The sequence below is a fragment of the Streptomyces sp. ATCC 21386 genome (genome assembly GCF_018728545.1).
Taxonomy (GTDB): domain Bacteria; phylum Actinomycetota; class Actinomycetes; order Streptomycetales; family Streptomycetaceae; genus Streptomyces.
The window spans coordinates 1,090,343-1,109,936 of the sequence record NZ_JAAVVL010000001.1; the positions used below are offsets into that span (position 1 = coordinate 1,090,343).

The 19,594-nt window shown below is 71.6% G+C and carries 20 protein-coding genes; 12 read left to right on the forward strand and 8 right to left on the reverse strand.

Annotated elements, in window-relative coordinates:
- Positions 1–180: 180 nt before the first annotated feature.
- Positions 181–549: a peptidase inhibitor family I36 protein gene (locus GWK25_RS04765; RefSeq protein WP_251828713.1), complete on the forward strand. Its 369-nt coding sequence runs from the start codon at positions 181–183 to the stop codon at positions 547–549.
- A gap of 62 nt (positions 550–611) precedes the next feature.
- On the opposite strand, the gene GWK25_RS04770 is transcribed toward GWK25_RS04765, so the two are convergent.
- Positions 612–1,190: a hypothetical protein gene (locus GWK25_RS04770; protein ID WP_215448623.1), complete on the reverse strand. Its 579-nt coding sequence runs from the start codon at positions 1,188–1,190 to the stop codon at positions 612–614.
- Between the two features lie 283 nt (positions 1,191–1,473).
- Between GWK25_RS04770 and GWK25_RS04775 the strand changes: the two genes are divergently transcribed.
- From GWK25_RS04775 to GWK25_RS04785, 3 genes are all read left to right on the forward strand, one after another.
- Entirely contained in the window at positions 1,474–2,328 is an 855-nt protein-coding gene (locus tag GWK25_RS04775; RefSeq protein WP_184904459.1) for a bifunctional methylenetetrahydrofolate dehydrogenase/methenyltetrahydrofolate cyclohydrolase, read from the forward strand.
- 394 nt (positions 2,329–2,722) lie between these two features.
- Positions 2,723–3,223: a DUF3017 domain-containing protein gene (locus tag GWK25_RS04780; RefSeq protein ID WP_215448624.1), complete on the forward strand. Its 501-nt coding sequence runs from the start codon at positions 2,723–2,725 to the stop codon at positions 3,221–3,223.
- Between the two features lie 499 nt (positions 3,224–3,722).
- On the forward strand, positions 3,723–4,226 hold the full coding sequence (locus GWK25_RS04785) for a helix-turn-helix transcriptional regulator (RefSeq protein ID WP_215448625.1): 504 nt from the start codon (positions 3,723–3,725) through the stop codon (positions 4,224–4,226).
- Between the two features lie 119 nt (positions 4,227–4,345).
- Here the strand turns inward: GWK25_RS04785 and GWK25_RS04790 are convergent, their stop codons facing one another.
- Positions 4,346–4,879 (reverse strand): peptidoglycan-binding protein, encoded by a 534-nt coding sequence (locus GWK25_RS04790; protein ID WP_215448626.1) that lies wholly within the window; start codon positions 4,877–4,879, stop codon positions 4,346–4,348.
- Positions 4,880–5,335: 456 nt separating this feature from the next.
- Between GWK25_RS04790 and GWK25_RS04795 the strand changes: the two genes are divergently transcribed.
- Complete coding sequence (locus tag GWK25_RS04795; protein WP_374200593.1) at positions 5,336–6,694, forward strand: DUF2690 domain-containing protein; 1,359 nt, start codon at positions 5,336–5,338, stop codon at positions 6,692–6,694.
- On the opposite strand, the gene GWK25_RS04800 is transcribed toward GWK25_RS04795, so the two are convergent.
- A complete protein-coding gene (locus tag GWK25_RS04800) occupies positions 6,607–6,864 on the reverse strand; it encodes a hypothetical protein (RefSeq protein ID WP_215448628.1) in 258 nt (85 codons plus the stop codon). The genes GWK25_RS04795 and GWK25_RS04800 overlap by 88 nt on opposite strands.
- 362 nt (positions 6,865–7,226) lie before the next feature.
- On the opposite strand from GWK25_RS04800, the gene GWK25_RS04805 reads away from it, so the two are divergent.
- Together GWK25_RS04805 and GWK25_RS04810 are read left to right on the forward strand one after the other, a co-directional pair.
- Positions 7,227–8,216 carry a malate dehydrogenase gene (locus GWK25_RS04805; RefSeq protein ID WP_215448629.1) on the forward strand — a complete coding sequence of 330 codons (990 nt, stop codon included), beginning with the start codon at positions 7,227–7,229 and terminating at the stop codon, positions 8,214–8,216.
- A gap of 148 nt (positions 8,217–8,364) precedes the next feature.
- Positions 8,365–9,186 carry a hypothetical protein gene (locus GWK25_RS04810; RefSeq protein ID WP_215448630.1) on the forward strand — a complete coding sequence of 274 codons (822 nt, stop codon included), beginning with the start codon at positions 8,365–8,367 and terminating at the stop codon, positions 9,184–9,186.
- Positions 9,187–9,199: 13 nt separating this feature from the next.
- Here GWK25_RS04810 and GWK25_RS04815 read toward each other — a convergent pair whose 3' ends face one another.
- Both GWK25_RS04815 and GWK25_RS04820 read right to left on the reverse strand, forming a co-directional pair.
- Complete coding sequence (locus GWK25_RS04815) at positions 9,200–10,141, reverse strand: helix-turn-helix domain-containing GNAT family N-acetyltransferase (protein ID WP_215448631.1); 942 nt, start codon at positions 10,139–10,141, stop codon at positions 9,200–9,202.
- A 62-nt stretch (positions 10,142–10,203) separates the two neighbouring features.
- Complete coding sequence (locus tag GWK25_RS04820; protein WP_251828715.1) at positions 10,204–11,553, reverse strand: epoxide hydrolase family protein; 1,350 nt, start codon at positions 11,551–11,553, stop codon at positions 10,204–10,206.
- A gap of 63 nt (positions 11,554–11,616) precedes the next feature.
- Between GWK25_RS04820 and GWK25_RS04825 the strand changes: the two genes are divergently transcribed.
- From GWK25_RS04825 to GWK25_RS04840, 4 genes are all read left to right on the forward strand, one after another.
- Positions 11,617–12,636 carry a YafY family protein gene (locus tag GWK25_RS04825; RefSeq protein WP_215448632.1) on the forward strand — a complete coding sequence of 340 codons (1,020 nt, stop codon included), beginning with the start codon at positions 11,617–11,619 and terminating at the stop codon, positions 12,634–12,636.
- A gap of 151 nt (positions 12,637–12,787) precedes the next feature.
- Entirely contained in the window at positions 12,788–13,165 is a 378-nt protein-coding gene (locus tag GWK25_RS04830) for a hypothetical protein (protein WP_215448633.1), read from the forward strand.
- 21 nt (positions 13,166–13,186) lie between these two features.
- On the forward strand, positions 13,187–14,371 hold the full coding sequence (locus tag GWK25_RS04835; protein ID WP_215448634.1) for a glutathionylspermidine synthase family protein: 1,185 nt from the start codon (positions 13,187–13,189) through the stop codon (positions 14,369–14,371).
- 213 nt (positions 14,372–14,584) lie between these two features.
- Positions 14,585–16,033, forward strand: coding sequence for a glycine hydroxymethyltransferase (locus GWK25_RS04840; protein WP_215448635.1), 1,449 nt, complete (start codon positions 14,585–14,587; stop codon positions 16,031–16,033).
- Between the two features lie 41 nt (positions 16,034–16,074).
- On the opposite strand, the gene GWK25_RS04845 is transcribed toward GWK25_RS04840, so the two are convergent.
- From GWK25_RS04845 to GWK25_RS04855, 3 genes are all read right to left on the reverse strand, one after another.
- Positions 16,075–16,842 (reverse strand): hypothetical protein, encoded by a 768-nt coding sequence (locus GWK25_RS04845; RefSeq protein WP_215448636.1) that lies wholly within the window; start codon positions 16,840–16,842, stop codon positions 16,075–16,077.
- Positions 16,843–16,942: 100 nt separating this feature from the next.
- Positions 16,943–17,743: a hypothetical protein gene (locus GWK25_RS04850; RefSeq protein ID WP_215448637.1), complete on the reverse strand. Its 801-nt coding sequence runs from the start codon at positions 17,741–17,743 to the stop codon at positions 16,943–16,945.
- A 94-nt stretch (positions 17,744–17,837) separates the two neighbouring features.
- Positions 17,838–18,461 carry an RNA polymerase sigma factor gene (locus GWK25_RS04855; RefSeq protein ID WP_215448638.1) on the reverse strand — a complete coding sequence of 208 codons (624 nt, stop codon included), beginning with the start codon at positions 18,459–18,461 and terminating at the stop codon, positions 17,838–17,840.
- 100 nt (positions 18,462–18,561) lie between these two features.
- Between GWK25_RS04855 and trpS the strand changes: the two genes are divergently transcribed.
- Positions 18,562–19,575 carry a tryptophan--tRNA ligase gene (gene trpS, locus GWK25_RS04860; RefSeq protein WP_215448639.1) on the forward strand — a complete coding sequence of 338 codons (1,014 nt, stop codon included), beginning with the start codon at positions 18,562–18,564 and terminating at the stop codon, positions 19,573–19,575.
- Positions 19,576–19,594: the final 19 nt, after the last annotated feature.

Here is a 19,594-nt window from a genome sequence, read left to right on the forward strand (position 1 = left end):
GTCATATGAGGTGATAAGTGGTATGGGATCGCCAGTGAGCGGCGGCTGATCCGGTGGCGAAACGCCCTCTGCGTGGTCGCTGTGGCCAGTGCAGGCGGAATGGCCGATACCCCGGTGCAGAGGCGGGCGTTCCGCTGCGAGGGTCGAGGGGACAGCGCTCTGGACTCAGGAGGTTCCGTCATGCGCAGCAGGTTGAATCGGTCACGCCGGGTCGTGGCCGTCGGCGCGGTGCTCGCGGCCGCGCTCGGTACGGGAATGGGCGGCACCGCCGTCGCCGCCCAGAAGGAGGCGGCGGCGGTGCTGTGTCCGCAGGGGTTCGTGTGTCTCGCGGAGAACCCGAACGGCACGGGCCGCGTGTACCGCATAGCGCAAGGGACGACGGCGCAGCTGGGTGCGGTGCCGGTCGGCGAGGCCACCAACAGCACGAGCATCGACTACTGCGTGATCGGCACCTTCAGCTACCTCCTCCGCCCCGGCGAGACGCAGACCCGGGACAGCGTCGTCCGCACCGTGACGCCCCGCCCGACCAGCGGGACCTGCCCGGTGTGAACACGCCGAAGGGCCGTACCCCTTCTCCGCGGGGTACGGCCCTTCGCTGTGCTCGGCGGCGCTCAGTAGCGCGGGCGGTTGAACCAGGCCTTGCCGTTGGCGTTGCCGACGAAGACGGCGATCAGGATGCCCAGCACCAGGTGGACCAGGCCGATCAGGAAGAACGGGAAGACGCCCAGGACGGCCGTGATGATGCCGAAGACCAGCGCGGCGACGCGTACGCCGCTGCCGCCGGTCTTGAACTTCACGGCCAGCATGATCGCGTAGACCAGCCAGGCCACCGCGAAGACGGCGATCGCCACCATCTGGCCGGTGGGGATGTTGCCCAGCGCCTCCGCGAGGGCCGGGTCCTCGGTGCTGTCGCTGGCCGCGGCCACACCGATCGCGCCGATGCCGTACAGGAGCACGCCGACGACCTGGAGGCCGACGATGACCCAGAGCATGATGCGGGCCGCGTTCACCGTGCTGGGCATGGTCTCGGGAGCGCCCGGGTAGCCGCCGTAGCCCTGGGAGACCGGCGGGGCGGTCGGGTAGCCGTACCCCGGCTGCTGGGGCTGGTTCTGCTGCGGGTAGCCGTAGCCCGGGGCGGGCGGCTGCTGCTGGGGCTGGCCGTACGGGTTGTTCGGGTCGCCGAAGCTCATGCGGGGTTTCCTCCGTTGCCTGGTGCGGGACGCGCGGCACGGTTCGGAGGAATGCCCTGCCTTTTTGAACTGGTCACGCCCCCCGGCAGTGCCCGCGGCACTGTGTCCCAATCGTTTTATATGCCCGCCCGGATGTCCAGGGAGATATCGCGGGTGTTGTGCAAGTGCAACACATCCGATCTTGTCCCGCAGGGACGCTCCGTACGGACCGGTACGGGGCGGAAGGCGTCCGCCTGGTGACCGGATTGGAACCCGGCACCGGTCATCCGCGAAGATTGGGGCCATGAGCGCCCAGATTCTCGATGGCAAGGCCACCGCAGCCGCGATCAAGTCCGATCTGACCGCCCGCGTGGCGGTGCTGAAGGAGAAGGGCGTCACGCCCGGACTCGGCACGATCCTGGTCGGGGAGGACCCCGGCAGTCAGAAGTACGTGGCGGGCAAGCACCGCGACTGCGCGCAGGTGGGCATCGCCTCCATCCAGCGCGAGCTGCCCGCGACCGCCACGCAGGAGGAGATCGAGGCGGTGGTGCGGGAGCTCAACGAGGACCCCGCGTGCACCGGATACATCGTGCAGCTGCCGCTTCCCAAGGGCATCGACGAGAACCGCATCCTCGAACTGATGGACCCCGACAAGGACGCGGACGGCCTGCACCCGATGAACCTCGGGCGCCTCGTCCTGAACGAGCCCGCGCCGCTGCCCTGCACGCCGAACGGTGTCCTCACCCTGCTCCGCCAGTACGGCGTCGAGATCAAGGGCGCCGAGGTCGTGGTCGTCGGGCGCGGTGTGACCATCGGCCGTCCGATGCCGCTGCTGCTGACCCGGCGCAGCGAGAACGCCACGGTGACCCAGTGCCACACGGGTACGCGTGACCTGGCCGCGCACCTCAAGCGGGCCGACATCATCGTCGCGGCTGCCGGTTCGGCCCACCTCGTCCGGCCCGAGGACGTGAAGCCGGGCGCCGCCGTGCTCGACGTCGGTGTCTCCCGCTCAGCCGAGGGCAAGATCGTCGGGGATGTGCACCCCGGGGTCGCCGAGGTCGCCGGGTGGATCTCCCCCAACCCCGGGGGTGTCGGGCCCATGACCCGCGCCCAGCTGCTCGTCAACGTGGTCGAGGCGGCGGAGCGCAGTGTCGGCTGACGGCAGGGCGGAGGGGACGTCGGGACGGCCGGGGCCCCCGAGGGCCTCCGGCCGGGCCGAACGGCCAGGGGCGTCGGCCGACGGCTCCCCCGGTCTCGGGAAGACGGCGGTCGAAGCCGCAACGTCGGAGCGGCCGGGCGCGAGCGACGGGGCAGCGGCGTCGGAGAGGGCACAGATGTCGAGGACGACGGAAACGGCCGGGACGACAGGAACCGCGGGGGCCGCTGAGGGCGCCGGGGCGGTCGAGACGCCGGAGGCGCCGGAGGCGGCGGAAACTGCGGAGACCGCGGAGGGGGCTGGCGCGGACGAGGGTGCAAGGGGCGCGCGGTCGACAGGGGCCGCCCGGTCGGGCGAAGCGGCCGAGGGCGCAGGCCCTTCGGCTGAAGCGGCGGGTGTGGCCGGGGCGGCCAGGTCCGCTGCGGGCGGCGACGAGGGTGATGAGATCGAGGTACGGGATCACATCAGCGTGCCCGACGCCGACGGGAAGCCCGCGCGCGGTACCCGGCGGTTCCCGATGTTCACCAAGGACACCGCGCGGCCCGAGGGCGGCGGCAGGGCGGCACCGCGAGAGGCGCCCGCGCCCGTCCGGCAGTGGCCGATCCTCGCCGTGCTGAGCACCGTGGGCCTCGGCCTGCTGCTCACCGCGCTGGACGCGTTCCGGGTCGGCACGATCCTGATCGGCGTCGCGCTGCTCGCCGGTGCGGCGCTGCGCTGGGCCGTCAGGGACGTCGGCATGCTCGCCGTCCGCTCCCGCTTCACCGACATGGCCACGTACATCTTCCTGGGCACCGCGATCGTGTTGCTTGCGCTGATGGCCCAGCCCAAGCCGTGGCTGGAGATCCCGTTCCTCAAGGACACGCTGCACTTCACGGTGGGCGACGAGGAGACGGGCTGAGACCGGCCGCTTCGCCCCGGCCCCTGACGCGGTGCGACGGCGGCCCGTCCCCTCCCCCGAGTAAGGACGGGCCGCCGTCGCGCTCCACGTTCCTGCACGGCGAACGACCTGTTCAACACCTGGCAGGCCGCTGTGGCACGGAAGTGACCATTCCGCCAAGGTGTCCGGATCGGGCCACTGCGACGGCACCCGAACGTCATCCCGGTATGGCAGCAGCGCAGGCCATCAGCGGCAGGCCACCGGTGACAGGGCCGGCAGCGACAGGCCGACAGCCGTGGATCGCACCGGCGCGGGCCCGATTTCACGCGCCCCCTCCGTGCCCTTCGCTTCGCCTCACCAGGTCACCCACGTCACTCCCCACCACTCCCACCCGGTCCGGCGCGCTGTCCGAACGCCAGGGCTCCGAGGCCCGTACTGGTGGGAACCGGTCCACCCACGTCCTTCGTCACCTGCTCAGACCCGCACTTGAGCCCCACCCTCGAGCCGAGGAGGCAGCCCGATGAGCGCCTGGCAGCCGCTGCCGGACGAACTCCCCCCGGAGGTACAGCATTTCGTCGAGCAGCTGCGCCTGCTGAAGGACCGCACGGGGCTGAGTCTCGTCGCGCTCGGCGCGCGCACCGCCTACAGCAAGTCCTCCTGGCAGCGGTACCTCAACGGCACCCAGCCCCCGCCCCGCCAGGCGGTCGTGGCCCTGTGCCGGGTCGCCGGCGAGGACGCCCACCGCTTCGGGGCGCTGCGCGAACTGGCCCTGCGGGCCTGGCCCCGCCCGGCCCCCCAGACGGTGCCGCCGTCCCAGCCGCCCGAGCACGGAGCGGCGGGGAAGCGGACGCAGAACGCTTCCGAGGCGTACGAGGACGACCCCACGCTCCCCTGGTGGGACACCCCCGCCGACGAACCGGCCCCCCGCCCACCCGGCCGCGTCGCCCTCTACGCCGCCCTCGCCGTGCTGCTCGCCCTGGCCCTCGTCACCGCCGCGCTGATAGGGGCCGTCACCCTGTCGTGACGACCCCCGTCAACCCCTTGCGGCGTCCGTCGACCTTCGGCGCGGCGCCCGTCGGCACCTACCGGCGCCCACCGGCACCCACCGCGCCCACCGGCACCGATCGGTGCCGGCCGGCCCCCTCAGCCGCGCCAGTCGTACGCGGCGGCCTTCCACTTCGAGCCGATCCTGACGTAGTAGTCCCCGTCGAGGCGCTTGAAGTCCACCTCGTGCGACAGGCCCGCGTACGTCACCTTGCCGTCGCCGTACGGCCCGTCGAGGAAGCCGTCGGCCTGGCCGAACGTCTCCTTGCCGACGATCCCGTCGACGTCCTCCAGGTCTTCCTGCGCCTGCCAGTACTTGGTCGCCGAGCGGGTCTTCCAGCCGAAGATCCCGTCGATGTCCCACTGGGTGAAGGTGTGCAGCTTCCCGCTGGAGTCCTTCCACTTGGCGCCGTCGGCGTACAGGACGCTCTGCCACAGTCGCGTCGCGTTGCTCTTGGCGTGCGAGTTGACGGACAGTGTGCCCTCGTCGCCCCAGTCGTTGTACGCGGCACCGGTGCCGTCGACGACGTGCGGCTCGGCGGCCGTGGCGAGCGGAGCGGCTGTGCCGAGCGCGAGCCCGGCCGAGGCCGTCACGGCGACGGCCGCGAGCAGCAGCCTGGACTTGAGTTGCATGTGATCCCCCTGGTCCCCGTTGACTGTCGGTCTTCACTGACGCACACGTTCCTCGCCGGTGTGTGCGAGGCGCACGAGCCCCTGTTCGACTTCCGTGACCGTGCCTGTGTGGTCGCTGTGTCGATGTGTTGACAACTTCGAGGATGTGCGGCCGACCCGCTCAACACCAGGGCTAACGTGGGCATTTGGGATGGTCCGGGACGTCCCGTGCCTGGACCTGCGATTCCGCCCGGAAATCCGGGATGTCGGTGGGACACTGGACCACAGACCGTTGTGGGGCGCGCGACAGCGCGTGAGCACGCCCGAAATGCTCCCGCACGCCCCTTTCGGCGGAACTGGCATCCCCGCCGGGCGCATCCCAGTGGGTAGGCCAGAACGGGGCTTCGGAGAGGGCCCCGGGTCGTACGGAGAGACGTACGGGGGGAAGAGGGGGAAGTAATGCCTCGTTGGAGGGCCTTGCCGGATGAACTCGATCCACAGGTCAGGGAGTTCGCGGGCCAGCTCCGCCGGCTCGTCGACCGCGGTGGGCTGAGCATCGCCGCGGTGGCCGACCGCACGGGCTACAGCAAGACGTCCTGGGAGCGGTACCTCAACGGCAGACTGCTCGCGCCGAAAGGCGCGATCGTCGCGTTGGCTGAGGTGACGGGTACCGATCCCGTCCATCTGACCACGATGTGGGAGCTGGCCGAGCGGGCCTGGAGCCGTTCGGAGATGCGTCACGACATGACCATGGAAGCGATCCGTATCTCCCAGGCCCGCGCCGCCCTCGGCGAGACGGGCGGCCAGTCCACCGTCAACGGCGGCGGCCGGAACGGCAGAGCGGGCCGCAGTGCCACCGCGACGCCGGGCGTGGCGGGCCCGGCGGGCGTCTCGCCGACCGTCCCGCCGCAGCCGCGCTCCCCGAGCGATCGCATCTCGCGCTCGCCGTACGGGGGTTCGAGAGAGCCGTCGACCTCGTCGCCGTCCGCTCCCTCCGTGTCCTCCTCGTCCTCCTCGTTCTCCCCCGCGCCGCCGTACGGCGGGGTCGGCGGGGCCGGATCGGCCGTCGGAGGGGCGTCGCGCGTCAGCTGGGGAGCGGCCCCGCCTGCCTCCTCGTCGGGCTCCTCGCCCTCGGCGTCCTCCTCCTCGCCGTCGGGCCTGGTGGGAGGGCGGTCGTCCTCGGGCTCCTCCGGGGCGGCCCCGGGGCCCACCTCGGTGTCGTCGAGCTCCTCGTCCCGGGTCCCGGCCGGGGCCGTCCAGGGCGACGACGCCGCGGCCCCCTCCGGTGTCTTCGGGCCACCGCCGGGCGGCGGCGGCCGGTCCGGGGACGGCGACTCCCAGCCGAAGCGGCGCGTGACGATGTTCCTCGCCGGGGCCGTGGGTGCGCTCGTCCTCATCGCGGCGGCGTTCCTGCTCACCGACGGAGGCGGCGGGGATCAGGCGGGGGGCGGGCCGTCGACCTCCCCGTCGACCTCGATCGGCACGAACCCCGACCTCCCGGCCGGTGTGAAGTGCAGCGGCAAGGACTGTGACGGCAAGGACCCCGAGACCATGGGGTGCATCGGCAATCTCGTCCGGACCACCGACGAGGCCACCATCGGCACCACCCGCGTCGAGGTCCGCTACAGCAAGGCCTGCCAGGCCGCCTGGGCGCGCATCACCGGCGCCGCGCAGGGTGACGAGGTCCAGGTCGCGGTCGGGAAGACCAAGCAGACGGCCGCCATCGAAGCCGCCGGCGACAACATCGCCTACACCCAGATGGTCGCCGTGAAGGACGCGGGCGAGGCCACGGCCTGCGCGACCCTGGCGTCCGGGCAGAAGGGCTGCACGGGGTAGCGATTCACCGACTCGTCCGCGGTCGCCTCGCGCTCGGCCGACTTGCTGTCGGCGGACTCGCCCTGGGCCGCCTCGCCCTCGCTCGACTCGCTGTCGGCGGACTCGCCATCCGCCGACCCGCCGTCCGCCGCCTCACCGTCGGCCGTCTCGCCGTCGGCCGGTCCGGTCACCTTCCGTCATCGTCGTTACCGGAAAAGTAATCACGGTGTAAGGGGAATGCCCGCCGAACTCTGGGGCAGGCGGAGGGTACCCCCACGGGAGTCCGGCCCGCCCGGGAGACGCACCACCCTCCCGGCCCGGCACCCCCACAGGCGGCCGCCTCGGTCCCACCCCCCCCCGGACCGGCGGCCGCCTCTTTCGTGTGGCCCTCCCCGCGGCGCGACTTGTGGGCTGGGCCACACGAACCCCGGCCGTCCGGGATCCCGGATGCGCGATAGCCTGACCACCGATCTCTTGACGCCGAGAGATCGATCATTTGTACGTCCCGCAGGGGCAGGGACGCCCCACCGCCAGCTGTCATACGGAGAACGCCATGACCCGCACTCCCGTGAACGTCACCGTCACCGGCGCGGCCGGCCAGATCGGTTACGCCCTGCTCTTCCGCATCGCCTCCGGCCAGCTGCTCGGCGCGGACGTGCCGGTCAAGCTCCGCCTCCTGGAGATCACGCCGGCGCTCAAGGCCGCCGAGGGCACCGCCATGGAGCTCGACGACTGCGCCTTCCCGCTCCTGGCGGGCATCGACATCACCGACGACCCGAACGTCGCCTTCGACGGCGCCAACGTCGGTCTGCTCGTCGGCGCCCGCCCCCGCACCAAGGGCATGGAGCGAGGCGACCTGCTCGAGGCCAACGGCGGCATCTTCAAGCCGCAGGGCAAGGCCATCAACGACCACGCGGCGGACGACATCAAGGTCCTCGTCGTCGGCAACCCGGCCAACACCAACGCCCTCATCGCCCAGGCCGCCGCGCCGGACGTACCGGCCGAGCGCTTCACCGCGATGACCCGTCTGGACCACAACCGCGCGCTGACCCAGCTGTCGAAGAAGACGGGCGTACCGGTCTCCGAGATCAAGAAGCTCACGATCTGGGGCAACCACTCCGCGACCCAGTACCCGGACATCTTCCACGCCACGGTCGCCGGCAAGAACGCGGCCGAGGTCGTGGCCGACGAGAAGTGGCTCGCCGAGGACTTCATCCCGACCGTCGCCAAGCGTGGCGCCGCGATCATCGAGGCCCGTGGCGCCTCGTCGGCCGCCTCCGCCGCCAACGCCGCCATCGACCACATCTACACCTGGGTCAACGGCACCGCCGAGGGCGACTGGGCCTCCATGGGCATCCCGTCCGACGGCTCCTACGGTGTGGCCGAGGGCCTCATCTCCTCCTTCCCGGTCACCGTGAAGGACGGCAAGTACGAGATCGTCCAGGGCCTGGAGATCAACGAGTTCTCCCGCGCCCGTATCGACGCCTCGGTCCAGGAGCTGGCGGAGGAGCGCGAGGCGGTCCGCGCGCTCGGCCTCCTCTGAGCAGTCCTCCCGGGGGCGAGGCCGCCCCCTAGCTCGTCCCTGCAGGCCCTGTCCCGGTTTCGACCAGGACGGGGCCTGTTCGGCATGTTCGCCGCTATCGTCTGCCTACGCACGTCATGAGAACGCCGACGTCGGCAAGGGGGACAGGATGACGCGCTGGGACCCGCACCAAGGACGCTGGGTGGACGAGCCCTCAGGAGGGGGCAGCCCCTGGCCGCGCACGGCAGCCATCGTCGTACTCGCCGCGCTGTTGGGTGGTGGCGCCGGCTTCGGGGTGTGGACGCTGTCCCGGGACGACGACTCGACCCGTACGACGGCCACGGACACCTCCTCCTCCACGCCCCCGCCTTCTCTCTCGGTGGCGGGCCCGGAGGACGACGACGCCACCTCCTCGGCCACCCCGAAACGGTCGGTCCCGGGTGACGAAGGGGCCGACGGCCCGGACGCGGACAACGGCGAGGACGGAGAAGGGAGCGCGGGCGCGAGCGACGGCGCGGACGTCGCCCCCGGCTATGTACGCTCCGACGACCCGGCGGGCTTCACCGTCCACGCGCCCTCCGGCTGGGAGCGGACCGCGAAGACACCGTCGGGCAAACCCCCGGTCGTGACCTACGAGTCCCCGGACGGCAGCCGGATCCTCCAGATCTTCCAGGTCAGCGAGGACACTCCCGCCGTATCCATGGACCTGGCCGAGAACGAGAACTACGGCTTCGCCCGCCTCCCCGGCTACCGCGTCATCGACCGCTCCGCCGCCGACGACAGCTTCTCCGAGGTCGTCTACCGCTTCGACGGCGACGGCGACCTCGGCCCCCGCCGGGTCGTCGACCACCGCTTCCGCACGGCCGACGACCAGATCTACGGCGTCCGCCTCAGCGCCCCCGAGTCGACCCCGCTCGACACCCTGCGCGAGCCGGTCACGATGGCGGTCACCTCCCTGTGTCCGACGGGAGCGACCTGCGTACGGGGGTGAGCGCGGGGACGGCCTACGGGAGCCGCTTCTCGAAGAAGTGCGCCCCGTACACGTCGTCGTTGTACCGGGGGATCTCCCTGTAGCCGCACGCCCGGTACATCGCCTGTGCCTCCGTCAACGCGGCGTGCGTATCGAGCCGTACGACGCCGAGACCGCGCTCGGCGGCCTCCCGCTCCAGCTCTCCCAGCAGCCGTCGGGCGAGGCCGAGGCGTCGTGCGTCGGGATGCACCCACACGTGCTTGATCTCCCCGATCCGCGCCCCGGCGTCGAGCGTGCGCAGCGCCCCGCATCCCACGGCCAGCTCCTCCTCGTAGGCGACGAGGAAGGCCCCCGAGTCCCCCGAGACCTCATGGGGCGGGACGAGGGTGGCCGGGTCGTACCCCTCGGGGAACCGCTGGTCGATGTCGGCGGCGTAGGCGTCGAGGCAGGCCCGGGCGTCGGCGGAACCGCCGTCCACGGTCTCGACCCGGATCGCGGCGAGCCGCAGCAACCGCCGCGCGGCACCCAGCGCGTCGGTCAACTCGCCCCGCTGCGCCGGAGTCAGCCCGCGCAGCAGCCCCTCGGCCAGCGCGTCGGCCCGCCGATTCTGCTCGGCGACCTCGGAACGCCCCGCCGGGGTCAGCGCGGCGACCCGCACCCGGCTGTCCCCACCGTGCACCCCGACCCGGACCAGCCCCTGGCCCTCAAGCGCCTTGACCATCCGGCTCAGATACCCGGCGTCCAGTCCGAGCCGGGTCCGCAGCTCGCGCAGCGCGGCCCCCTCGTGGCCCCGGCCGGACTCGCCGACCTCGCCGATCTCGAAGAGCAGCCGGGCCTCGCCGAGTGGCCGGTCCTGCCCGAGGTAGTGGTCGTCCAACGCTCCGATACGGCGCGTGAAATACCGGTTGAACCGCCGCAGGCTCCGTACGTCCCGCGCGGCCACCGGTGCGGACTGCTTCTCGTGCCGGGTCTCCATATTTATTTGACTTTAGTCAAAGGAGCACGGGATGTCGACGTCGGCGGCGTGCCTCGGTCCCTTCACCGCAGCTCGCGGAAGAACTCCCGCAGGTCCTCGACGAGCGCCTCCGGGGCCTCCAGGGCGAGGAAGTGGCCCCCGCGTTCGAGTTCGGTCCACCGCACGATGTCGTGGTCCCGCTCGGCCCAGCGCCGGACCGTCACATCGCGCGCCGAGACCAGCACGGCGGTGGGCACCTTCGCGCCTCCACCACCGGTCGCACCCCAGCCCTCAGTCGCACCCCAGCCCTCAGTCGCGCCCCCACCCTCCGCCTCGTCCCAAGCCTGGCCCCAGGCCTCGGCCTCGGTTGGGGCCTCGCCTCCGGAGCCCTCCGCGCCGCCCCATGAACTCGCGGAGATCTCCTCGTAGTAGATCTGCGCGGACGAGGCGGCCGTGCCGGTGAACCAGTAGAGCGAGATGTTCGTCAGCATGCGGTCCCGATCGACGCTGTCCTCCGGCAGCCCGTCCTCGGGGTCCGTGAGTTCCTTGAACTTCTCGACGATCCATGCCAGTTGCCCCACGGGGGAGTCGGTGAGCCCGTACGCCACCGTCTGCGGCCGTTTGGAGTTGCACTGGAGGTAGCCGTCGTTGAAGTCCTGCATGGTCTGCCAGCGCCGCTGCTCGACCTCGCTGAGGCCGTCCGTGTCGCCCTCCGCCCCGAAGGGGAAGGAGATCATGCCGTTGACGTGGACCCCGACGACGTGCTCCGGCGCCTGCCTCCCCATCTCGGGTGCGATCCACGACCCGGTGTCGTACCCCTGGACCCCGTACCGCTCATACCCCAGACGGGACATCAGCCCCGTGAACACCGTGGCCATCCGGGCCGCGTTCATCCCGGGTCCCGCCAGCGGCGTGGAGAGTCCGAACCCCGGCAGCGACGGGACGATCAGGTGGAACGCGTCCTCCGGATCCCCGCCGTGCGCCCGGGGATCGGACAACGGCCCGATGACGTCCAGGAAATCCACCACCGACCCCGGCCACCCGTGCAGCAGCAGCAACGGCGTGGCCCCCGCCTCCGGCGACCGCACATGCAGGAAGTGCACATGCTGTCCTTCGACCTCCGTCGTGTACTGGTCGTACGCGTTGACCGCCGCCTCCTGCGCCCGCCAGTCGAAGCCGGTGCGCCAGTACTCGGCGAGCTCCCGCAGATAGCCCGATGGCACGCCACGACTCCACCCCACACCGGGCAGTTCGTCGGGCCAACGGGTGTCGGCCAGGCGTCGGTGCAGGTCGTCGATGCGGTCCTGCGGGATCGCGAGCCGGAACGGAGTGGGTGCGGGTGCGGGTGCCAGTGCATGCGTGAGTGTGGGCGTGGGGTCGGGGTGGTGCTCGGGGTCGGACAGGGGGTGGGCATCGGCTGTCGGCTTCGTCATGGCTGCGACGCTACGAACCGGTTGGGTCACCTCCGGTCCTAACTCTGCGGCACCCTCATGACCATGCTGGAGACCTCCGGACGACTGCTGAAACTGCTCGCCCTGTTGCAGAGCCACCGCGACCGCGACCGCTCCGGCGCCGAACTCGCCGAGCAGCTCGGCGTCAGCCGACGCACCCTGCGCCGGGACATCGAGCGACTGCGTGAGCTCGGCTACCCCGTGCACGCCGCCCGGGGCGCCGCCGGCTACCGGCTCGGCGCCGGCGCGAGCCTGCCGCCCCTGCTGCTCGACGACGAAGAGGCCGTCGCGGTCGTGGTGGGACTGCGCACCGCCGCCGAGGGCACGGTCACCGGTATCGAAGAGGCCTCGCTGCGCGCCCTCACCAAGCTGGAGCAGGTGCTGCCGTCCCGGCTGCGGCACCGGCTGACCACGCTGCACCGCGCCACCGTCCGAGCGGGAGCGGCCCCGGCCCCCAAGGTCTCGCCGGACACCCTCATGGCCATCGCGGAAGCCTGCCGCCGCCACGAACGCCTCCGCTTCGACTACGCCACCCCACACAGCCCCTCTCCGGATCCCCACCCCCCTGAGCCCTCAGCCACCTCCCGAGCCACCCCTCGCGTCCGCACCGTCGAGCCGCACAGGCTCGTCAGCTTCGACCGGCACTGGTACCTCGTCGCCTGGGACGTGGACCGCGAGGACTGGCGCACCTTCCGAGTCGACCGCCTCGTGCCGCGCACCCCGACCGGGCCCCGCTTCGTCCCGCGCGCCCTCCCCGACGGCGACGCGGCGACCTATCTCGCGCACCGCCTCTCGTCCCGGACCTGGCCCTTCCGGGCCACCGTCACCCTGCACGAGTCGGCCGCATCGGTCGGAGAGCGGCTCTGGCCCGGCATGGGTGTGCTCGAACCGGTCGACGACGATCGCTGTCTGCTGCACCTGGGCGCCGGGACCCCGCGCGACCTCGCCTGGATGATCACCTCGGTGGACGCCGACTTCACCCTGGAGGCGTCCGCCCCACCCGAACTCGCCGATGCCCTGCTCGCCCAGGCCACCCGCTCGCTGAAGGCGATCCGCCGCCCGTAGGCCGCCCCTCGCACCCAATTGGCCTCCTCCAGGAGTCGATCACTAGTCTGAGCGCCGATAAAGCGCACATAAGACGGCGGCCGGTTTCGTGCATCGCATGGCGAACCGGCCCCGGTACGGCAGGGCTCACGAGCCCCACGGGGGAGCACACATGGGAGAACAGCGCAGGCGGCTGCGGTCCAGCACGGTCGTACTCGGAGGAATGGGCGTCGTCGCGGCGGCCCTGACCTCCTGCGGTTCCGATCCGGACCGCCGCTGCGTGGACCGCGACAGCTACGACTACGCCAACGGTTACAAGATCATCGCCGACAAGAACTGCAACTCGAGCTCCAGCTCCTCGTCGTCCTTCGGCAAGAACCGCAAGAGCAACAGCAGCGGCAACCGCAGCCAGACCGGCTCGGTCGACGCCGCCTGGTACTACGACGCCGACGTCAGCGGCGGCCGCGCCGACTACGGCACCTTCAGCCGCAGCGAAGCCGTCGACCGGGACGGCTTCGGCTGCTCGGGCTCCGGCTCCGGCGGCGGCTGACCCGGCGGGCGGGGCACCACCATGGAACGCCGCACCATCGAACCCCGGCCGGGCTGGCAGGAGACCGTCGAGGAACAGGGGCTCATCTACCCGCTGACCCGCCACCCCGACGGCTCCCTGCGCCCGTACTGGGACGAGAGCGCCTACTACGTCTTCTCGCTGCCCGAGGTCGAGGCGCTGGAGGAGGTCGTCGAGGAACTGCACGGCATGTGCCTCGCGGCGGCCGAGCACATCGTGGCCGAGGACCGCTTCGCCGACCTCGGCATCACCGACCCGCGCCTCGCCGGTCTCGTCGCCGAGGCGTGGCGCCGACGCGACGAACTGCCGTCCGTCTACGGCCGCTTCGACCTCCGCTACGACGGGACCGGCCCGGCCAAGATGCTGGAGTACAACGCCGACACCCCGACCTCGCTCGTCGAGGCGGCCAGCCCCCAGTGGTTCTGGATGGAGGAACGTTTCCCGGGCGCCGACCAGTGGAACTCCCTCCACGAACGCCTCGTCGACGCCTGGAAGAAGCAGTCTCCTCTCCTGCCGCCGGGCAGCCCCCTCTACTTCGCGCACTCCGCCGGCGACGAACTCGGCGAGGACCTGATGACGGTCGCCTATCTCAAGGAGACCGCCGAGCAGGCCGGGCTCGCCACCGACTGGATCTCCATGGAGGACATCGGCTGGGACCGCCTCTCCGAACGCTTCGTCGACAAGAAGCTCCGCTTCATCCGCAGCATCTTCAAGCTCTACCCGTGGGAGTGGCTCACCACCGACCGCTTCGCCTCCCATGTCCTCTCCACACTCGACAACGGCGGCGGCACCGGCACCACGATGTGGATCGAGCCCGCCTGGAAGATGCTCCTCAGCAACAAGGCCCTCCTGGCCGTCCTCTGGGAGCTGTACCCCGGCCACCCCAACCTCCTCCCCGCCTATCTCGACGGCCCCCGCGAACTGGCCGCCACCACCGGCCACGTCGCCAAACCCCTCCTCGGCCGCGAGGGCGCCGGAGTCACTCTCCATGCCCCGGGCGCCGCCCCGGCTCTCCGCGAAGAGCCCTGCTGCTACCAGGAGTTGGCACCCCTGCCCGCCTTCGACGACAACCACGTCGTCCTCGGCGCCTGGGTCGTGGAGAACGAGTCCGCAGGCCTCGGCATCCGCGAGTCCTCGGGCCTGGTCACGGACGAGTACGCCCGCTTCCTCCCGCACGTCATCCTCTGACCGGCGGTCCCTCCTCTCGATTCCTCCCGACTTCTCCCGTCGTTCGAATGGTGGACGTCCCGGCCCGCCGCTCCGGCCCGCCCGATAGGGTGAGTGGTGGGCCGTGACTGGCGCGCTGGGATGGGACGGACCATCGGGGAGCGGCCCGGGGAAGATGAGTGCCGTGCGCCTGGGCCGTACCGTGAACGCTGAACGCAACGTCCGGAGGTCCCCATGTCAGCCGAGCCCCTCTCCCACGAGTCCACCGCCTTCCGTGCCGCCCTCGATGTGATCCGCGCCGTCGAGCCGCGGGTGGCCGATGCCATCGGCCAGGAGGTCACCGACCAGCGCGAGATGCTCAAGCTGATCGCCTCCGAGAACTACGCCTCCCCGGCCACCCTTCTGGCCATGGGCAACTGGTTCAGCGACAAGTACGCCGAGGGCACCGTCGGCCGCCGCTTCTACGCCGGCTGTCGCAACGTCGACACCGTCGAGTCCCTCGCCGCCGAGCACGCCAAGGAACTCTTCGGCGCCCGCCACGCCTACGTCCAGCCGCACTCCGGCATCGACGCCAACCTGGTCGCCTTCTGGTCCGTCCTCGCCGACCGGGTCGAGGTCCCCTTCCTGGAGAAGGCCGGCGCCCGCCAGGTCAACGACCTCTCCGACGCCGACTGGGCCGAGCTCCGCCAGGCCTTCGGCAACCAGCGCATGCTCGGCATGTCCCTGGACGCCGGCGGCCACCTCACCCACGGCTTCCGCCCGAACATCTCCGGCAAGATGTTCGACCAGCGCTCCTACGGCACCGACCCCGCCACCGGCCTCATCGACTACGACGCCCTGCGCACCTCCGCCCGTGACTTCAAGCCGCTGATCATCGTCGCCGGTTACTCCGCCTACCCCCGTCTCGTGAACTTCCGGATCATGCGCGAGATCGCCGACGAGGTCGGCGCCACGCTCATGGTCGACATGGCGCACTTCGCGGGCCTCGTCGCCGGCAAGGTCCTCACCGGCGACTTCGACCCCGTACCGCACGCCCAGATCGTCACCACGACCACCCACAAGTCGCTGCGCGGCCCGCGCGGCGGCATGGTCCTGTGCGACGACTCCCTCAAGGACCAGGTCGACCGAGGCTGCCCGATGGTCCTCGGCGGCCCGCTCCCGCATGTCATGGCCGCCAAGGCAGTCGCCCTCGCCGAGGCCCGTCAGCCCGCGTTCCAGGACTACGCCCAGCGCATCGTCGACAACTCCCGTGCGCTGGCGGAAGGCCTGATGCGCCGGGGCGCCACCCTCGTGACCGGCGGTACCGACAACCACCTCAACCTGATCGACGTCGCCACCTCCTACGGTCTCACCGGCCGTCAGGCCGAGGCCGCGCTGCTCGACTCCGGCATCGTCACCAATCGCAACGCCATCCCGGCCGACCCGAACGGCGCCTGGTACACCTCCGGCATCCGCATCGGCACGCCCGCGCTGACCACGCGGGGGCTGGGCACGGCCGAGATGGACGAGGTCGCCGGCCTCATCGACCGCGTCCTGACCACCACCGAGCCCGGCACCACCAAGTCCGGCGCCCCCTCCAAGGCCCAGCACGTCCTCGACGCGAAGGTCGCCGACGAGATCTCCCGTCGTGCCACCGACCTCGTCGCCGGTTTCCCGCTGTACCCGGAGATCGACCTCGGCTGAACCGGCCGCCCCTCCGGCTGCCCACCTGCCGACCGCCGCCCTCAGGCGTCCAACAGCTCCTGACGGGGCTCCCGCGGCGGCCCGGACCCGTTCCGGGCCGCCGCGCGGCGCAGCAGGAGGGTGGCACCGCCGGAGCCGGCGAGCAGGCCCAGCGCCAGGGCGGGTATCGCCCAGTGGGCGTGATCGGCCAGATCGGGCGCGGTGGCCGCGGCCCTGGCGTCGGCGGCCGTCCCGGCGGAGTCGGGCGCGGTCCCTCCCGCCGCCTCGCCGGAGAGCGGTTCGTCCCGCACCGGGTTCCCGAGGGCCGGAGCACCCGGGGCCGCGCCCCGGACTCCCAGGCCGTTGAGCAGCTTCCGCAGCTGGTCCGGCTGCTTCGCCCGGTGCCAGACGCCGACGCCCTCAGCGCCCGGATCCTCCTCGCCGGCGACGAGCGTCGTGTGGATCCAGATGTCCTTGGTGTCCGGCGCGGCCGTGTAGACCCGGTCCAGCCGCCACGGCGTCACGTCGTGGATCATCCACGTCACGCTGACCATGTCACTGATCCGCTCTCCCCATATGTCCTCCCGCCCCCACCGCGGGGCCTCCTCCCGACCCTGGTCGAGCTCGCCGCCCGCGCGGGCGAGGAGCTTCTCCAGGTCGCCGTACTCCTCCTGTGTGCCGTACAGCGAAGCCGTCCGCTGGCTGGTCGGGGAGACCAGCAGCACACTGGTCGGTCCGCCCGCCGCCGAGGGCTGGGCCTCCAGCAGCACCAGGGCGAACGCGGTCAACAACCCGCCCACCGTCGCCGTCAGTTGTCGTGGTCCACGCATCCGACACCCCCGATCGATCCCGGTGCGGCCCTCCCGCACTCGCGGTGTCATTCCTGGTACACCGCTCGGCCCGCCGGGGTTCCCACCCGGACGGGACCGATCAGTCCAACGAGTTCGCGATCTCCCGCGCCCGTGCCTTCGACTCCACGCCCTCCAGCCGCAGCGTGAACGCGTCGTCGTGGACCCACAGGAGGGTGGGCCCCGCCGTGCGCTCGGAGAGGGTGAGCCGGGAGCCGTCCTCGGAGGTCATCCACAAACGCAGCAGGTGCGGCTCGGGGAACCACAACGCGTCGTACGCGCCGCCCTTCAGCCCGACCCACTCGACGGCCTGCTCGCCCGCCACGGTCTTGCCGTACTCGGGGGCCAGCCGGGCCGCGTACTCGTCGAGCCGGACGGTCCCTCCCCTCTCGTCCCAGCAGAGAGTGATCACGAAGCGGTCCTTCGGCGCACGCGTCACGGACACCGCGTCCGGAGTGCCCAGCGCCCCCGGTACGAGCGGAGTGAACCCGGCCCGCCGCGCGGCCTCGGCCAGCGGGACCGGCTCCGGGCAGCCGGGCACCCGCGCGCCCGGCGGTGGCGTCGCCGACGGGTCGTACCGCACCTCGACCCCGCCGAAGGAGAACCAGTCGGCCACCGCCGCCCGCACCGGAGGGGTGAGGACGAGGGCCGTGAGCAGCCCGCACAGCGCGGCGATCAGCGCGCGCCACCGCGTCCGCGCCCACCGGCGCACCGCCCGCAGCCGCTCCCCGGCCCCCGGCGGCTCGGCCACCGGCGTCGGCACCCGCTCGGCCAGTATCTGCTGGAGAACCCGCTCGACCATGGTCTCGTCCCCGTCGCTCCCCGGCCGGTCCAGCGCCCGTCCGAGCGCCCGCAACTCCTGGGGCAACCGGACGTCACGCATGTCACCCCCCGCGTTCCCGCCCTTCCGCGACCGCCCCCGGTCCCCGCCAGGACCACGCTCCTCGCCAGGACCACGCTCCTCGCCCTCGCCCGGCTCACACACGTCTCTCACCCCCTTCCCCCTTCCGGCCCAGCGGTTGCCCCGGCTCGAACTCCGGCAGGAGGCGGCCCAGCTTGCGCAGTGCCCGGCTCAGACGGGACTTCACCGTGCCCCGGGGCCAGCCCAGGGCGGCCGCCGTCTCGGGCTCGTCCATCTCCAGCAGATAGCGGTACGTGACGACCAGTCGGTGTTCCTCGCTCAGCTTCTCCAGGGCGCCCAGGAGCGCGACACGCCGCTCTATCTCCAGCGCGGCGACCGCCGGGTCGGCCGAGGGCGGTATCAGCGGCTCGGCCTCCACGAAGGCGGCCTCCCGGTCGGCCAGCGAACGCTGGCGCCCCGCCGTCCGCACTGTGTTCCTCGTCTCATTGGCCACGATCGACAGAAGCCACGGCCGGAACGCGGCACCGTCCCGGAAGCGGCCCAGTGAGCAGTACGCCTTGAAGAAGGCCTGCTGCACCACGTCCTCCGCGTCCGAACCGGCGCCGAGCGCCCGCGCCGCTCGCAGCGCGATGCCCGTGTGGGCGCGCACCAGCTCCGCATAGGCCTCCGGCTCCCCGGCGCGTACGCGTGCGATCACCGCGGCCTCATCGACGATGCGGCCCCCCTCCCGCGTTCTCACAACATGGGTACACCGCCCGGACCGGATCGGTTCCCACCCGTGTCACATCTGTTTCCGGTCGGTTCCGGAACGGCCCCGGACACCTGAGAGAATGGTGAGCATGGCCTCTGATCGACCCCGCGTGCTCTCCGGGATCCAGCCCACCGCCGGCTCGTTCCACCTCGGCAACTACCTCGGCGCCGTCCGCCAGTGGGTGGCCCTGCAGGAGTCACACGACGCGTTCTACATGGTCGTCGACCTGCACGCGATCACCGTGGCGCAGGACCCCGCGGACCTGCGCGCCAACACCCGGCTCGCCGCCGCGCAGCTGCTCGCCGCCGGTCTCGACCCGGAACGCTGCACGCTCTTCGTCCAGAGCCACGTCCCCGAGCACGCGCAGCTCGGCTGGGTCATGAACTGCCTCACCGGCTTCGGCGAGGCCTCCCGCATGACCCAGTTCAAGGACAAGTCCGCCAAGCAGGGCGCCGACCGCGCCAGCGTCGGCCTCTTCACGTACCCGATCCTGCAGGTCGCGGACATCCTGCTCTACCAGGCGAACGAGGTGCCGGTCGGCGAGGACCAGCGCCAGCACATCGAGCTCACCCGTGATCTCGCCGAGCGCTTCAACGGCCGCTTCGGCGAGACCTTCACGATCCCGAAGCCGTACATCCTGAAGGAGACGGCGAAGATCTACGACCTCCAGGACCCCGCGATCAAGATGAGCAAGTCGGCGTCGACCCCGAAGGGGTTGATCAACCTGCTCGACGATCCGAAGGTCACCGCGAAGAAGGTCAAGAGCGCCGTCACCGACACCGACACGGTGATCCGCTTCGACACCGCGGAGAAGCCCGGCGTCAGCAACCTGCTCAGCATCTACTCGACCCTGACGGGGGCGGGTATCGCGGAACTGGAGCAGAAGTACGTGGGCAAGGGCTACGGTGCGCTCAAGACGGACCTCGCCGAGGTCATGGTCGAGTTCGTGACGCCGTTCCGGGAGCGCACCCAGCAGTATCTGGACGACCCGGAGACGCTCGACTCGATCCTGGCCAAGGGGGCCGAGAAGGCGCGCGCGGTCGCGGCGGAGACGCTCGCACAGGCGTACGACGCGGTGGGCTTCCTGCCCGCCAAGCACTGAGTCGCACCACCTCTGCCCC

Coding starts and splice junctions, on each gene's coding strand:
- GWK25_RS04765 (WP_251828713.1), top strand. CDS start 181: ATGCGCAGCAGGTTGAATCGGTCACGCCGGGTCGTGGCCGTCGGCGCG.
- GWK25_RS04770 (WP_215448623.1), bottom strand. CDS start 1,190: ATGAGCTTCGGCGACCCGAACAACCCGTACGGCCAGCCCCAGCAGCAG.
- GWK25_RS04775 (WP_184904459.1), top strand. CDS start 1,474: ATGAGCGCCCAGATTCTCGATGGCAAGGCCACCGCAGCCGCGATCAAG.
- GWK25_RS04785 (WP_215448625.1), top strand. CDS start 3,723: ATGAGCGCCTGGCAGCCGCTGCCGGACGAACTCCCCCCGGAGGTACAG.
- GWK25_RS04790 (WP_215448626.1), bottom strand. CDS start 4,879: ATGCAACTCAAGTCCAGGCTGCTGCTCGCGGCCGTCGCCGTGACGGCC.
- GWK25_RS04805 (WP_215448629.1), top strand. CDS start 7,227: ATGACCCGCACTCCCGTGAACGTCACCGTCACCGGCGCGGCCGGCCAG.
- GWK25_RS04810 (WP_215448630.1), top strand. CDS start 8,365: ATGACGCGCTGGGACCCGCACCAAGGACGCTGGGTGGACGAGCCCTCA.
- GWK25_RS04815 (WP_215448631.1), bottom strand. CDS start 10,141: ATGGAGACCCGGCACGAGAAGCAGTCCGCACCGGTGGCCGCGCGGGAC.
- GWK25_RS04820 (WP_251828715.1), bottom strand. CDS start 11,553: ATGACGAAGCCGACAGCCGATGCCCACCCCCTGTCCGACCCCGAGCAC.
- GWK25_RS04825 (WP_215448632.1), top strand. CDS start 11,617: ATGCTGGAGACCTCCGGACGACTGCTGAAACTGCTCGCCCTGTTGCAG.
- GWK25_RS04830 (WP_215448633.1), top strand. CDS start 12,788: ATGGGAGAACAGCGCAGGCGGCTGCGGTCCAGCACGGTCGTACTCGGA.
- GWK25_RS04835 (WP_215448634.1), top strand. CDS start 13,187: ATGGAACGCCGCACCATCGAACCCCGGCCGGGCTGGCAGGAGACCGTC.
- GWK25_RS04840 (WP_215448635.1), top strand. CDS start 14,585: ATGTCAGCCGAGCCCCTCTCCCACGAGTCCACCGCCTTCCGTGCCGCC.
- GWK25_RS04845 (WP_215448636.1), bottom strand. CDS start 16,842: ATGCGTGGACCACGACAACTGACGGCGACGGTGGGCGGGTTGTTGACC.
- GWK25_RS04850 (WP_215448637.1), bottom strand. CDS start 17,743: ATGCGTGACGTCCGGTTGCCCCAGGAGTTGCGGGCGCTCGGACGGGCG.
- trpS (WP_215448639.1), top strand. CDS start 18,562: ATGGCCTCTGATCGACCCCGCGTGCTCTCCGGGATCCAGCCCACCGCC.